Source organism: Petrocella sp., assembly GCF_059865615.1.
In genome coordinates this window covers 27,648-41,504 of sequence record NZ_JCBCDA010000106.1, presented here as the reverse complement: position 1 = coordinate 41,504, position 13,857 = coordinate 27,648, and the positions used below count along the sequence as shown (strand labels likewise).

Here is a 13,857-nt window from a genome sequence, read left to right as displayed (position 1 = left end):
ACATATAGCTTGACTTTTAAAGAATATTATAATAAAATAACATGGATATGTAAATGAAAAATGACATGCAAAAACTCGTATAATTCAGCAATATGGGCTGAAAGTTTCTACAAACTACCGTAAATAGTTATAGCTATGAGTTCCTAAATGATGCAAACGTATCGCTTATTTTTGGCACTCGCCAAAGGAAACGATTTGTTGCGATATTTATTGAACTCTGCTTATGCAGAGTTTTTGTTATTTCAAAGGGAATGGTTACTTTCCTTTTGATACAAGATTTAATTAGCGTATGGTTTACATTTGCGCAAGGAAGACGGACTTCATTTTATGGTCAACCAGATAGAAATATGTTAGAGCAGGAGAATAGAATAGAATGGACTTACTTAAACAACGTATTTTAGAAGAAGGCAGAACCATCGGTGAAGAGATTATAAAAGTAGACTCCTTCCTGAATCATCAGATTGATGTCGGTCTTTTTGTTGAAATGGGAAAAGAGTTTAGAAGGTTGTTTGATAGTACTAAAATCACTAAACTGCTAACCATAGAGGCATCAGGTATAGCGATTGCTTCTATTGCAGCTTTAGAGTTTAACGTTCCTGTCGTATTTGCGAAGAAGGCCCAGTCTAGGAATTTAGATAAAGAGATTTATACAAGTAAAGTTTACTCATTTACAAAGCAGGTCACCTATGATGTTATGGTTTCAAAACGATATTTATCAAGTAAGGATCATGTATTGATATTAGATGATTTTCTAGCGAATGGTAAAGCAGCTCTTGGCTTAATTGACATAGCAAGACAAGCCGGTGCAACTGTAGAAGGGGTTGGCATTGTTATTGAAAAAGGTTTTCAATCCGGAGGACAGTTACTTAGAGAACAAGGTATTAAGGTAGAATCATTAGCAATTATAGATCGGATTCGGGACGGAAAGGTTACTTTTTTAGATTAAAGAAATACCCAATGCAAAAGGATGACAATATAAATAAATCATCTGATTGTATAATTATAAGCTTATTTCTGAAAGGAGGATTAAATACCAGTATATATTTAACGGTAACTGCTTCAGGGGGCATAAAAAGAAAACAAAAAGCATATTATTTATTAGGAGGAAAAAAATGAAAAAAATATTAGCATTACTCATGGTACTAACACTTGTTCTATCGCTTGTAGCGTGTGGTGGAAAAACATCAACTGAAGAAACATATGGTGAAACAGCAAGTGAAACAGAAGTTACAGAAGGCATGGACACTGAGGCGGCAACAGGTGAGGATGTTACAGTTGGATTTATCTATGTCGGACCAATTGGTGACGGTGGATGGACATATGCCCATGATCAAGGTCGTTTGTTCTTAGAAGAGGAACTGGGTGTTAAAACCATTTACAAAGAATCCGTTCCAGAAACTCAAGACGTTGAACAAGAGATGCGTAACATGATAGACCAAGGTGCAACCATTATATTTGCAACCAGCTTCGGATATATGGATTTTATGGAAAAACTATCCGGTGATTTTCCGGAAGTTGCTTTTATGCATTGTTCAGGTTATAAAACAACCGACAATATGGCAAATTATTTCGGAAGAATTTACCAAGCAAGATATTTATCCGGTATTGTTGCAGGTATGAAAACCGAAACCAATAAAATCGGTTATGTAGCTGCTTTCCCAATTCCAGAAGTAATTCGTGGTATCAATGCATTTACACTAGGAGCACAATCTGTTAATCCGGATGTAGAAGTAGAAGTTGTTTGGACATCTACATGGTATGATCCAGCTAAAGAAAAAGAGGCAGCGATTGCAATATTAGATAGCGGAGCAGATGTTATAGCTCAACATCAAGATACAGCAGGTCCGCAACAAGCTGCTGAAGAACGCGGAGTATGGTCAGTTGGTTACAACACAGATATGAGCGCGATGGCACCAAAAGCATATATGACAGCGCCTATTTGGAACTGGGGACCCTATTATGTAGAACAAGTTCAAGCAGTTATTGATGGTACCTTTGCTTCTCATGCTTACTGGGGTGGTATGGAGGATGGTATCGTAGCTCTTGCACCATTAACTGAGAATGCACCTGAAGGCGCTCAGGAAGCAGTAGATGCTGCAACCGCTCAAATTCTTGACGGATCTGAACTTGTATTTGATGGTCCTTTGACCAATCAAGCTGGTGAAGTTGTTGTTGCAGAAGGTGCGGCTATGACAGACGGCGAAATGCTAAACATGATGTGGTTTGTTGAAGGTGTTATTGGTAATGTTGAATAGAATGGTTTAGGTGTAAAAACTTAGTTTTGACCTTGTACCATAAAATATTAAGTCATTAAAGGAGTTTGCCATGAAGGATCAAGTTTTTGTAAAAATGGAAAACATATGCAAAACCTTTGGTACAGTTAAGGCAAATGATCATATTAATTTTGAAGTGAATAAAGGTGAAATACATGCGTTACTCGGTGAGAATGGCGCTGGTAAGAGCACATTAATGAACATGCTGTCAGGTATCTATAAACCTGACAGCGGTTCTATTTATATTCACAACACGCCTACTAAAATCGGTAGTCCCAAAGAATCCATCGAAAAAGGCATTGGTATGATTCATCAGCATTATAAACTGGTCGAGGTTCAAACAGCAAAAGAGAATGTTATTATGGGCCAAAAAGGGTCCTTTTTTTTACATCGCAAGAAATTATCAAAAGATCTCAAGGAAATCATCGACCAATTTGGTTTGACGGTCAATCCTGATCAGAAGATCTACGATATGTCCATCGGTGAAAAGCAAGCTGTTGAAATCTTGAAAGTACTCTACAGAGGTGCGGATATATTGATTATGGATGAACCGACTGCGGTTTTGACACCTCAAGAAACGAAAAAGCTATTTAAAATTATGAAAAATATGGCAAAAGAAGGTTGTGCCATTATCATTATTACCCACAAGCTGAATGAAGTTATGGAAATATCAGATAAAGTTACAGTCCTTAGAAAAGGAACGACAGTTGGAACGCTTATTACCAAAGAGACAACACCTAGAGCGCTTACTGACTTGATGGTAGGTAAGTCGGTCAATCTATCAATCGAACGTCCTTTGGTAAAGAGAGGCAATCAATTGCTTAAAGTGGATAAATTAAATGCCATAGATCAAGAACATGTTAAAGTACTTAAAGACATTTCCTTTGAACTTTATGAAGGCGAGATTCTAGGTGTCGCAGGTGTGTCCGGTAGTGGGCAGAAAGAATTGTGTGAAGCCATAGCTGGTTTATATCCGGTTCATTCTGGTGAAATTATTTATAAGGAAGAAAGCCTCATTGGTAAATCCCCAAGAAGTATTATAAAGAAGGGGATTAGTATGAGTTTTATACCGGAAGATCGCTTGGGTATGGGGCTTGTTGCTTCCATGGATATGGTGGATAATTATCTCTTAAAAGAACATCATAATCAAAAAGGTATCATGATTAAGAGAAAACCAATAGAAGAAATCTGTGAGAAAATGATAGAAACCTTAGAAATAAAAACACCAGGCGTACATCATCCGGTTAAACAATTATCCGGCGGCAATATTCAAAAAGTACTAATCGGACGTGAAATTGATACTAATCCCAATGTTCTAATTACGGCCTATGCTGTTCGGGGTTTAGATATCGGAGCAACCCATACAATCTATGATTTGGTCAATGAACAGAAGAAAAAAAACGTTGGTGTTTTGTTCATTGGTGAGGACTTGGATGTTCTTCTAGAGCTATGCGATAGAATTATGGTGATTTGCCAAGGTGAAATAACCGGTATCGTATATGCTGAACGAACAACAAGAGAAGAAGTAGGACTTATGATGGCAGGTGAACGTATAGAAGGGTTGGTGAGGGCACAATGAGAATGGTAAAGAGAACAGATATGACCAGTAAGAAGGCAGCCGCCATACGCATTCTTTCAATAATATGCGCATTTTTACTAACGTCTTTTTTTATCGGTGGGCTTGGTCACAATCCGATGAATGTTTACTTGTCTATGGTAGAAGGTGCTTTTGGTTCGGCTCATAGAATTCGTGATACCTTAACCATAACCATACCTTTGGTGGTTACATCTATTGGTATAATGATTGCGTTTAAGATGAAATTCTGGAATATCGGTGCAGAAGGGCAAATTATTGTAGGCGCTTTAGCTGCCAGTAATTTAGCGCTTAACTATAACCATTTACCTAAGATGCTACTGTTGCCGGCAATGTTTCTAGCTGGTTTTATAGGCGGTGGCTTGTGGGCACTTATTCCGGCATTTTTTAAAGTTCAATTTGGCACAAATGAGACGATTTTTACACTGATGATGAACTATGTTGCTTTAAAGTGGGTTACTTATCTTCAGTACGGTCCATGGAAAGATCCCGGTTCTTTAGGATTTCCCAAAATTGCCAATTTTATGGATTCAGCCATTATGCCAAAGCTTTTTGGTGTACACATAGGATGGGTGATAGCTATTTTTTTAGTCATCATTATAGCTGTTATGATGAATTACTCAAAAGCAGGTTATGAGATTGCTGTGGTGGGAGAAAGCATGGATACAGCAAAATATGCCGGTATGAATGTGAAAAAGGTTATTCTATCGGCTTTATTCATTAGTGGTGGTATTGCAGGTATTGTCGGTATGATGCAAGCCTCAGCGGTAAATCAAACCTTGTCAACGCAAGTTGCCGCCGGCTATGGTTATACGGCTATTATTACGGCATGGCTGTCTGGACTAAAAGCGGCAATTATTATACCGGTTTCCCTTCTTTTTGCAATTATGATTAAAGGTGGCAGCTTTATTCAAACCGCATATCAGATTCCCCAATCGGCAGCAGGTATTTTGCAAAGTGTAATTTTATTCTTTGTAATTGGCAGTGAGTTTTTTATTCAGTATAAGTTGGTAAGAAATTCCGTCATGGAAAAGGAGGTGGCTTAAATGACATCCTTTTTATTTGCTATGATTATTGCAGGTACGCCTTTGCTCTTTGCTACATTAGGTGAAATGCTTACAGAAAAATCAGGCAACCTAAACTTAGGTGTAGAGGGTATGATGCTTATAGGTGCGGTTGCAGGATTTGGAATGGGTTTTTATTCTGGTAGCGGTATTATAGCCATAGTCGGTGCAGCGATTGCGGGCGCTCTTGGAGCACTTATATATGCTTTTCTTACTGTAAGTTTAAGAGCTAATCAAGTTGTTTCGGGATTGGCATTAACCATATTTGGAACGGGTATTGCCAGTTTTGTAGGCACGCTATTTATTGGTCAAAAAATGCCAGATAGAGTCATTGATTCTTTTGCTAAGGTAAAGATACCTTTATTAAGTGATTTGCCCTTTATTGGACCGATTTTATTTCGACATGATTATTTTGTATATATCGGATATATAATGGCCATCTGTTTAGGCATATATTTTTATAAGACTCGATTCGGCTTGAACTTAATTGCCATTAGTGAGAACCCAAGTGCAGCAGATGCATCTGGTATACATGTCAATCTATACAAGTATATACATATCTTATTTGGCGGTGCCCTTTGTGGCATGGCAGGTGCCTATTTATCAGTTGTTGATGTGCCACAGTGGCAAGATAACATTACAGCCGGAAGAGGATGGATTGCTATTGCTTTAGTTATTTTTGTGAAATGGAACCCTGTAATGGCTTTGTTTGGTGCCTATCTGTTTGGAGGGTTAAGCATTATTGGTTTTAGATTACAACATCTTAGTATTTCTCAGAACCTACTGGATGTTCTGCCATACGCAGTTACGATCATTGTATTGATTCTTAGTTCCATTAGAAAGTCTAAAGAAGATGCACCGCCAAAAGGACTTGGTGTACCCTATTTTAGAGAAGATCGCTAAAGGAATCTGGATTGCATATTTATATAAGCTATGGTATAGTACCAAGGTGAGTAAGCTAGACGGTCGCACTTAGAGCAATCTAGGTGAGGAAAGTCCGAGCTCCATAGGGCAGGGTGCCAGTTAACGGCTGGTGGAGGCGACTCTAAGGATAGTGCAACAGAAATAAACCGCCATGTTTCATTACATGGTAAGGCTGGAAAGGTGAGGTAAGAGCTCACCGCTTTCTTGGTAACAAGAGAGGCATATGTAAACCCCACTCGGTGCAAGACATTAAAGTGTGATGGCGGCCCGCTTAGCACTTGGTTAGTCGCTTGAGCTTATTGGTGACAATAAGACTAGACAGATGACCGTTCACGACAGAACTCGGCTTATCGGCTTGCTCACTTTTAAAGAGACCCTTATAGGGTCTTTTTTTGATTTATGGTTAATAGGGGTCCTGTGAAAACCCTTCTACTGTTTATATGACTACGGCCTCCAGCTGGTACGTCCTGCACTAAAAGTCGGCGGTCAGCTCTTGTTGTCTTGTATATTTCATAAGAAAGTTTTCGTTTTTGCATCATGTCTTGAAGACTAACATGATGTGATAGGTTAATTTCTTATGAGCCTATTCATATACACAGTTCCAGGAACTTCATAGTCGATGTTGGTATTAAAAAGTCTTATGAAACCCTGGTTTTTATTCTATGAAACAGAGGGCATAGATGCTATAATTATCATAGATGCGCCTGTTAACAATTAAACAGGTTAAGGGGGTAGTTTTATGAATTGTAGTGAATGCAATGCGCCAATAGAAGAAGGCAACTTGTTTTGTAAAAACTGTTGCTCACCGGTTATAACTGATCCTATAATAAGCAAAATTAATTATAAGCATCAAGATATGCCGGATGATACTGCTGTGGTTGTGAACGGAGAAGGTCTCATGAGATGGGCTTATGACATGAACATGTGGAAGAATCCTACCATACTAATAACGGTTTGGAAAGTACTGATGTTAAGTGCTATGGCTCCGGCATTGCTTATGTTTTTTCTAAGCCTAGAAGAGGGCTTTATTGAAGCCGGTGCCATATTTTTCAAAGTGATTGTGGTGGTGGTTGCCATTGTAACAGTCTTGATGTTACTTGCCTACCCACTGGTGGCTATTATGAATGGCGGCAGGTATTGTGTTGTCTTTGAAATGAATGGCATGGGTGTGAACCATATTCAGCTGGATAAGCAGTTTAAGAAGAGTCAAGTCTTGTCTATGATTGGTATTCTAGCTGGAGTAATGGCTGGTAATCCTCAGACGACAGGGGCAGGGCTTTTGGCTGGAACCAAACAAAGCACTTACAGTACTTTTTCCAAAGTAAAAACAATAGTAGTGAATAAACGACTACACGTCATTTATTTAAAGCAGAACTTAATACATAATCAAATCTATTGTGAAGCGCAGGATTTTGATATGATTTGTGAATATATTTGCCAATATTGTATGAAGGCGAAGGTGACATATAAGAACTAAGTGAGACTAAGTAAGAGTAAGTAAGACGGTTTTATTCTTAGAACTACGAAGCCGGAATATTTATGCCCTTAACAGTCCTTGTTTCAATGCGTAAAACACTACCATACATATTTTTGACATATGTTTTCATGACTTTGATTTTTTACCTGATAATTTATCTAGAATGGTATTACTTTTCATTAGTCATAGATACACTTTTGAAGCAGTTTTGCCAGATGTTAATCTTGACGATTATGTAGATTTGATGCCTGTTGATATTAGGGAGAAATATTTCAATTCGAGAGATAAGGATAACATAACTGAGCAATTGCTTGTCTATTCTGAGGCAGGATTTATGAATGAACTTCAGATAGCATTTCAGATTTTGGAACAGAGGGTTTGTGAGATTAAGCCAAGAGATGAAGTTGAGATAAGTAATTCGATTTCCGGCATGGTTGTACGAGTTATGAGGGTTAGATTTGGGATTGAGACCACTCGTGAGATGACTATAGGTAGAGCTAATAAGAAGCTTGGAGAAACCGACCTATACTTTTATTCAAGTTGTAAGGAAAATCGTAAAGACATAACAATTATTGAGAATAAATATATAGAAGATTAATCGGAAGATTACCACACATCGCGGGTCTTTGACAGTTGCATAATCAAAAAAACGCTGAAAGCCTTGATAGGGCTTATTTTTTTGTCAAATTTTGGAATTAATAGTTGCGTAATATATCGTAATGTATTATAATATCTGGTAGAAGAGATATATGTGATGGTAAATTTATATCTCACGAAGAAGCAAAGAAAAGGCTACTTAAATCATGAGATTATCGTGGAGAGAGAGGGCTCTTGACGATGTCGAGAATTTAAGAGATTACATAGCTAGTGATAATACCTTTTATGCTGAAGTATTTATTAATAGGATTATTGATGTAGCCGAAAAGCTAATAAAATATCCAAAAATGGGGAGAATCGTACCAGAGTATGGTGACGATAATATCCGAGAGTTCTATACAGAGATTATAGAATTATATATGAGATAATGAATGGGGAGCTATATATTGTTACAGTAATTCACGGATCAAGGAGACTTGATTTGTAATTTCAAGGCCCTAGTTTATCACTAGAGGTCTTTTTTATTGGCTACTTCGCATATTACTTCTCATAACAGCGAGTTGACGATATGGGCTTTGAACAAGGATGGATACCACACATCGTCAACTCACAGGATGTTAGAAGACATATTATACTAGTTTTAGGAGAGAACAATGGAATTTGATTTATTAGTTAATAGTTGCTTAAGGTGTCAAAAGTATATAGTTGAACTTTTGCATGCAATATATAGTTATGAATGCATCAACGTAATCTATATATGGTTTAATAAATGCAATAATTAAGCTTCTTCACCATCACGCCAAGCTTCGAATTTTTTTATGGTTAGATCTAATGTTTCTTTACTAAGAGATGGAAGTTCGCCGCCCCATATGGTCTCAGCTTCTTTATAGCCGGCTTTGACTGCGTCAAGCAACATATCTGCTTTGGCGGGGTCGCCGCCGGACAGGGCCATAGCAAATTCAAGGAAACGATCTGAAGTAGCATTTGCACCCCAGTATCCATCTTCAGCAACATCTGCTTTGGCTTTGTCAATAGCATCTGGTGTAATCTCGATACCAAGTTCAAGGGCAAGATCATCTTCGGTAGAGTCGCCGTTAATAAGTCTTTGTAAATAGCCTCTAAGTCCGCCCATTTGCTTAAGGGCTCCGCCTTTTACCGTGTTTCTAAACAAATCAATTAATCGTTGGTCGGTTTCTTCCTTCATGGCACGAACTTTATCCATATCCGGTTTATAGTTGGCTTTGGGGGTGTTCTCTTTGTTAGTATACTTAACTGCGTTTGTTTCAGACTTTACTTGAGGTTTGTCTTTTTCTTCTACTGTTCTCTTGTGTCTATTATTTTTATTTAGTTCTGCTAAGTCCCTATTATTTTGTGGGTTGTTGATATTTTCGATTATATTCATAAGTCTTCCTCCTTGAAATATGATACCTATCCGTAGGTTTAATAGTCATCTCCTAGAGTATATCGACATAAAAGCATAAAGAGTTAATGGTTTTATTGTTGATTATAAAGCCAACTCAAATTTGAATAAATTATGAATAATCTATTAGAAGTTTATTATAAAAGCTTCATTATATGGACTTATGAAGGTGGGTGTGATAAGTTTATACTACAAAGAATAATTAAAGTGTCAAAAGTATATAGTTGAACTTTTACATACAATATATAGTTTTGAGTGTATCAACGTAACCTATATGCGGTATATAAATTAGAGAAACTTAGTTTTGACACTTTAACCAAGAATATAAAAATAAAACAATAAGACCAAGGATATAGATAGAGTTTGGAGTTGATAGATATGAAATGTTCAATGTGCCGTGTAAACACAGCAATTGTATTTGTAACAAAAATGGAAAACGGTATAGCAAAGCGAGAAGGGCTTTGTATTCCTTGCGCTCAAAAGCAAGGACTAGCACCTCTTGATGCAATATTGCAACAAACAGGTATGTCACAAGAAGAGTTCGATAATATCAGTGAGCAAATGACAGATATTTTTGAAGATGTGGATATGGACCAACTTACAGAAAGTTTTACAAAACCGGACGAGCACGGTAAAAATCATATATCGAATTTATTTAATTCGGCCTTTTCTAAGAATAATAAAGACGAGGATATGACCTTTAAACAAGCGGAACAAGAAACTCAGGACGGAACGGTTAAAACAAAGGTTAAAAAGACGGGTTCTCTAAAAAGAAAAAATCTTGACGCATATGGAATTAATCTTAATGAGAAAGCAATTAATCATGAAGTAGATCGTATTATTGGTCGTCATAGAGAAATTGACAGGGTTATCCAAATATTAAATCGTAGGACCAAGAATAATCCGGTGCTTATTGGTGAACCGGGTGTCGGTAAGACCGCGATTGCGGAAGGTCTAGCTGTTAGAATCGTTGAAGGTCAAGTACCGACGAAGCTTCTAAATGTGGAGGTCTATTTATTGGATTTGACATCTGTTGTAGCAGGTACACAATTTAGAGGTCAGTTTGAGACGCGTATGAAAGCGATATTAAAAGAAGCAACAACAGAAGGTAATATTATTCTGGTTATAGATGAAGTCCATAGTATAGTGGGTGCAGGTGAAGCAGAAGGCGGCACCATGAATGCCGCCAATATATTAAAGCCAGCTCTTGCTAAAGGAGAGGTTCAGATTGTTGGTGCAACGACCCTTGAGGAGTATCGAAAGCATATTGAAAAGGATTCTGCTCTTGAAAGACGTTTTCAGCCTGTTATAGTAGATGAGCCTTCTATTGAAGATTCTATTGAAATCATAAAAGGAATTAAAGATTATTATGAAGACTATCATAAAGTGCATATATCAGAAGCAGTCATTATTAAGGCGGTTATGATGTCGGAACGTTATATCAGTGATCGATTTTTACCTGATAAAGCCATAGATGTTATTGATGAAGCAGGCTCAAGAGCAAACCTACTAAATGAAGGCCTTGTAGAACTGGAAGCTTTAAAAAATGAGTTGCAAAAAATTGTAATAGATAAAGAAGATGCAGCTGCCAATGATGATTATGAAAGGGCTGCAGATTGCAAAGTTGAAGAGCTAAGACTTAATGATAAAATTGCCAAGATTGAAAAAGAATGTAAAAATGTTGCTATAACTGAGGAAGATATTGCCTATGTTATAGAAGCTTGGACAAAAATTCCGGTAAAATCCATTGCAGAAGATGAAGCTTATAAGCTTATCAATCTTGAAGAACGCCTTCACAGAAGAATTATTGGTCAAGAAGAAGCGGTCAAAAAACTTTCAAGAGCGACGAGGCGAAGTCGATCCGGATTCAGCCGAAGGAAGAAACCATCATCCTTTGTTTTTGTGGGTCCGACAGGCGTTGGTAAGACGGAATTATCGAAAGCACTTGCGAGTGAACTATTTGGTAATGAAGAGGCACTCATTCGTTTTGATATGTCTGAGTTTATGGAAAAGCATACCGTATCCAAACTAATAGGTGCACCACCAGGTTATGTTGGGTATGATCAGGCCGGCCAATTAACAGAAAAAGTACGAAGACGACCCTATTCTGTCTTGTTGTTAGATGAGATAGAAAAAGCCCATACGGATGTGTTCAATCTATTACTTCAAATACTTGAAGACGGACGTTTGACTGATGGACAAGGACGTACAGTGAATTTTGAGAATACGGTTATAATTATGACTTCAAATGCTGGAACGAGTCATAAAAACAATGGTATTGGTTTTGGCAATGGGTCCTATGCATCCTTAGAGCAAAAGACTAAAGATGCTTTGAAGGAAGTATTTAAGCCTGAATTTCTTAATAGAATCGATGAAACCATTGTTTTTACAGAACTTAGTAAAAACGAATTAAAAGACATTATTGAACTGATGTTGAAAGATGTATTAAACACAGCAAAAGATAAGCGCATGTCTCTCACTGTAGATCAAGAGGTTAAAGCCTTTATCTTAGAAAATGGTTATGACCCCAAATTTGGTGCAAGACCACTTAGAAGAGCTATTCAGCAATATGTTGAGGATGAGTTAGCTGAGTGTTATATTAAAGGTATAATTAAAGAAGGTGACCATATTGAAGTCTATATGGGTGAAAATGAGCCAAAGGTAAGAGTTCAAGAAAGTAATGGATAAGCCTTTCAATTTTAACAGTTGGGTTACATAGATTTGTGAAGAAGAAGTGATATCTCATTAGCGATGGGACGTTGCTTCTTTTTTATTTTCTAGAAAAAATGTTAATCAAATATAGTTAAAGGGTCAAAACTAAGTTTTACTAAATTCACATATCATATAAAGCCTAGATTCCCAGAATTTATAACGAGGGATATTCAACCCCTAGTTTAATAAATAGATCTTTCTGCTCCTGCAAGGTGAATTTTTCAAATAATTTTGCATCTTGCATCTTCTTTTTGATGTATAATAAGAAAATTGAAGCTATAAATTCGACAACTCTGTTACAGTAAAATATTTCGTGTAATCCTTTGTATAATAATCTTTACGAGTATTATTTACTAAATCGTTATAATCTTGGTTAGATGATCGTTGAAATCTATCTGATTTTTTGCAGCCTTTTCGGCATTATAAAACAAATGTAGATAAGCTCTGCGATTGCTTTTGAGAGTATCATTTTTGTAAGGACGTTTCTGCTCACAATCCCAGTCAATTGTTTTACAAATCTCATGGTTACCAAACTGAGGATAAAAATCACTTCATTGTTGTATATTATTTTTTTTTGCTCATGTATTGTTTTAACATATTTCAGTTCAAATTTCACACCTATGATAAATTTCTGGTGGTTTTTATATAAAAAATCAATGTTCTTTTTACTGTAGAATCCTCTGTCTAAAACAACTTTTACTTTCTTATAACCCATAATATCGAATTCTGTCATCAATTGCTTTACAATCTTTACATCTGTTATATTTTCTGGAAGCTTACGATAATAAAAGGGAAGTCCTGATTCTTATCCAAATAGTAAGGCCAGATTATCCACTTTTCCCAGTAATTTACGTTTAGCCTTAGATTGCTTTTTATCAGAATCCCAATAAGCTTCATTTTGATACGCATACGTTATACCCGTTTCTTTATTTGTTTGTTAAACAATAGCCATAGTTAAACACCTTCCTCGTTAAATATTATAATGTATAAAGAGGTAAGACGCCTTACCCAAATATTAAATTTTATACTTTTTATTGACATAATGCACAAAAGCATATACATTTATTATAGTGTTAGTATTTGGTAAAGATTGTTTATCAAGAAATGGATATTAATAATGGGAGGCTATAATGTTTGGAGACATTATTTATGTTGAGAGAAAGCCCATACTTCTTGGGTCAACTAAGGAGCGTGAAAACAAAGATTCTAGATGGATTGACAAGCTGATATTCAGAACGATGAATTATCGACATTTCGGTGTTGAAGTTGAGAACAATTGTGTAATCCACTTTCATGCCAATAGCTTTCATATGAGAAAACATGCCGAAATCAAAAAGGTATCTATGAAAACTTTTTTATTGGGCGGGGAAAAAGTGGTCTTACACCATATTAAAGATAGTTTTAGAAGAGATCTAATTGTTTCAAGAGCTTATAGTGCATTAGGGAAAAGAGAAGAATGTTATAGCATCAAAAAGAATAATTGTGAACACTTTGTTTATTGGTGTGCTACAGGTAATCCTCATTCAACACAAACCTACTTTATAAATAAGGGGCAAGATGTTTGGATGCTTAGAAAAAAAGTGGTCCCCTTCACACTCAGGACAAAAGATAGAACTTTAAGACTAAGCATGAATATTTATAAAAAAATTCTAAAAAGAGCATAAAGATTCTAGAAAGTTATTACATTGTAATAACTTTCTTTTATGTGTGCCAGGTATGGCACTAATCTAGCTGGTGAAAGTCTAGCCATGGGTATTAACCGTCAAGTGTAGCGAACCACAAGTTGGTATTAGTAA

The 13,857-nt window shown here is 36.6% G+C and carries 11 protein-coding genes, 1 other RNA gene, 1 pseudogene and 1 riboswitch; of the genes and pseudogenes, 11 read left to right on the top strand and 2 right to left on the bottom strand.

What is annotated here, in order from left to right:
* The first annotated feature begins 55 nt into the window (after window positions 1-55).
* Window positions 56-156, top strand: a riboswitch (purine riboswitch).
* A 217-nt stretch (window positions 157-373) separates the two neighbouring features.
* From AC6F8J_RS11625 to AC6F8J_RS11585, 9 genes are all read left to right on the top strand, one after another.
* On the top strand, window positions 374-946 hold the full coding sequence (locus AC6F8J_RS11625) for a xanthine phosphoribosyltransferase (protein WP_500723495.1): 573 nt from the start codon (window positions 374-376) through the stop codon (window positions 944-946).
* 166 nt (window positions 947-1,112) lie between these two features.
* Entirely contained in the window at window positions 1,113-2,255 is a 1,143-nt protein-coding gene (locus tag AC6F8J_RS11620) for a BMP family ABC transporter substrate-binding protein (protein ID WP_500723494.1), read from the top strand.
* 70 nt (window positions 2,256-2,325) lie between these two features.
* On the top strand, window positions 2,326-3,852 hold the full coding sequence (locus AC6F8J_RS11615; RefSeq protein WP_500723493.1) for an ATP-binding cassette domain-containing protein: 1,527 nt from the start codon (window positions 2,326-2,328) through the stop codon (window positions 3,850-3,852).
* A gap of 2 nt (window positions 3,853-3,854) precedes the next feature.
* The gene (locus tag AC6F8J_RS11610; protein WP_500723492.1) at window positions 3,855-4,913 is read left to right on the top strand and encodes an ABC transporter permease subunit; all 1,059 of its coding nucleotides are present in this window, start codon (window positions 3,855-3,857) and stop codon (window positions 4,911-4,913) included.
* Window positions 4,914-5,834 (top strand): ABC transporter permease subunit, encoded by a 921-nt coding sequence (locus AC6F8J_RS11605; protein ID WP_500723491.1) that lies wholly within the window; start codon window positions 4,914-4,916, stop codon window positions 5,832-5,834. It begins immediately after the preceding gene.
* A 47-nt stretch (window positions 5,835-5,881) separates the two neighbouring features.
* Window positions 5,882-6,221: RNase P RNA component class A (gene rnpB, locus AC6F8J_RS11600), an RNA gene on the top strand.
* 373 nt (window positions 6,222-6,594) lie between these two features.
* Window positions 6,595-7,332, top strand: a complete 738-nt coding sequence (locus AC6F8J_RS11595) for a hypothetical protein (protein WP_500723490.1) — start codon at window positions 6,595-6,597, stop codon at window positions 7,330-7,332.
* Window positions 7,333-7,495: 163 nt separating this feature from the next.
* Entirely contained in the window at window positions 7,496-7,930 is a 435-nt protein-coding gene (locus AC6F8J_RS11590; RefSeq protein WP_500723489.1) for a hypothetical protein, read from the top strand.
* 205 nt (window positions 7,931-8,135) lie between these two features.
* On the top strand, window positions 8,136-8,357 hold the full coding sequence (locus AC6F8J_RS11585) for a type II toxin-antitoxin system RelE/ParE family toxin (RefSeq protein ID WP_500723488.1): 222 nt from the start codon (window positions 8,136-8,138) through the stop codon (window positions 8,355-8,357).
* Between the two features lie 350 nt (window positions 8,358-8,707).
* Here the strand turns inward: AC6F8J_RS11585 and AC6F8J_RS11580 are convergent, their stop codons facing one another.
* Window positions 8,708-9,331 (bottom strand): hypothetical protein, encoded by a 624-nt coding sequence (locus AC6F8J_RS11580; protein WP_500723487.1) that lies wholly within the window; start codon window positions 9,329-9,331, stop codon window positions 8,708-8,710.
* A gap of 396 nt (window positions 9,332-9,727) precedes the next feature.
* Here AC6F8J_RS11580 and AC6F8J_RS11575 point away from each other — a divergent pair, with 396 nt between their 5' ends.
* Window positions 9,728-12,037, top strand: coding sequence for an AAA family ATPase (locus tag AC6F8J_RS11575; RefSeq protein ID WP_500723486.1), 2,310 nt, complete (start codon window positions 9,728-9,730; stop codon window positions 12,035-12,037).
* A gap of 415 nt (window positions 12,038-12,452) precedes the next feature.
* On the opposite strand, the pseudogene AC6F8J_RS11570 reads toward AC6F8J_RS11575, so the two are convergent.
* A pseudogene (locus tag AC6F8J_RS11570) lies at window positions 12,453-12,851 on the bottom strand (transposase); the annotation flags it as partial.
* A gap of 340 nt (window positions 12,852-13,191) precedes the next feature.
* Between AC6F8J_RS11570 and AC6F8J_RS11565 the strand changes: the two are divergent.
* Window positions 13,192-13,725, top strand: coding sequence for a lecithin retinol acyltransferase family protein (locus AC6F8J_RS11565; protein WP_500723485.1), 534 nt, complete (start codon window positions 13,192-13,194; stop codon window positions 13,723-13,725).
* Window positions 13,726-13,857 lie beyond the last annotated feature (132 nt).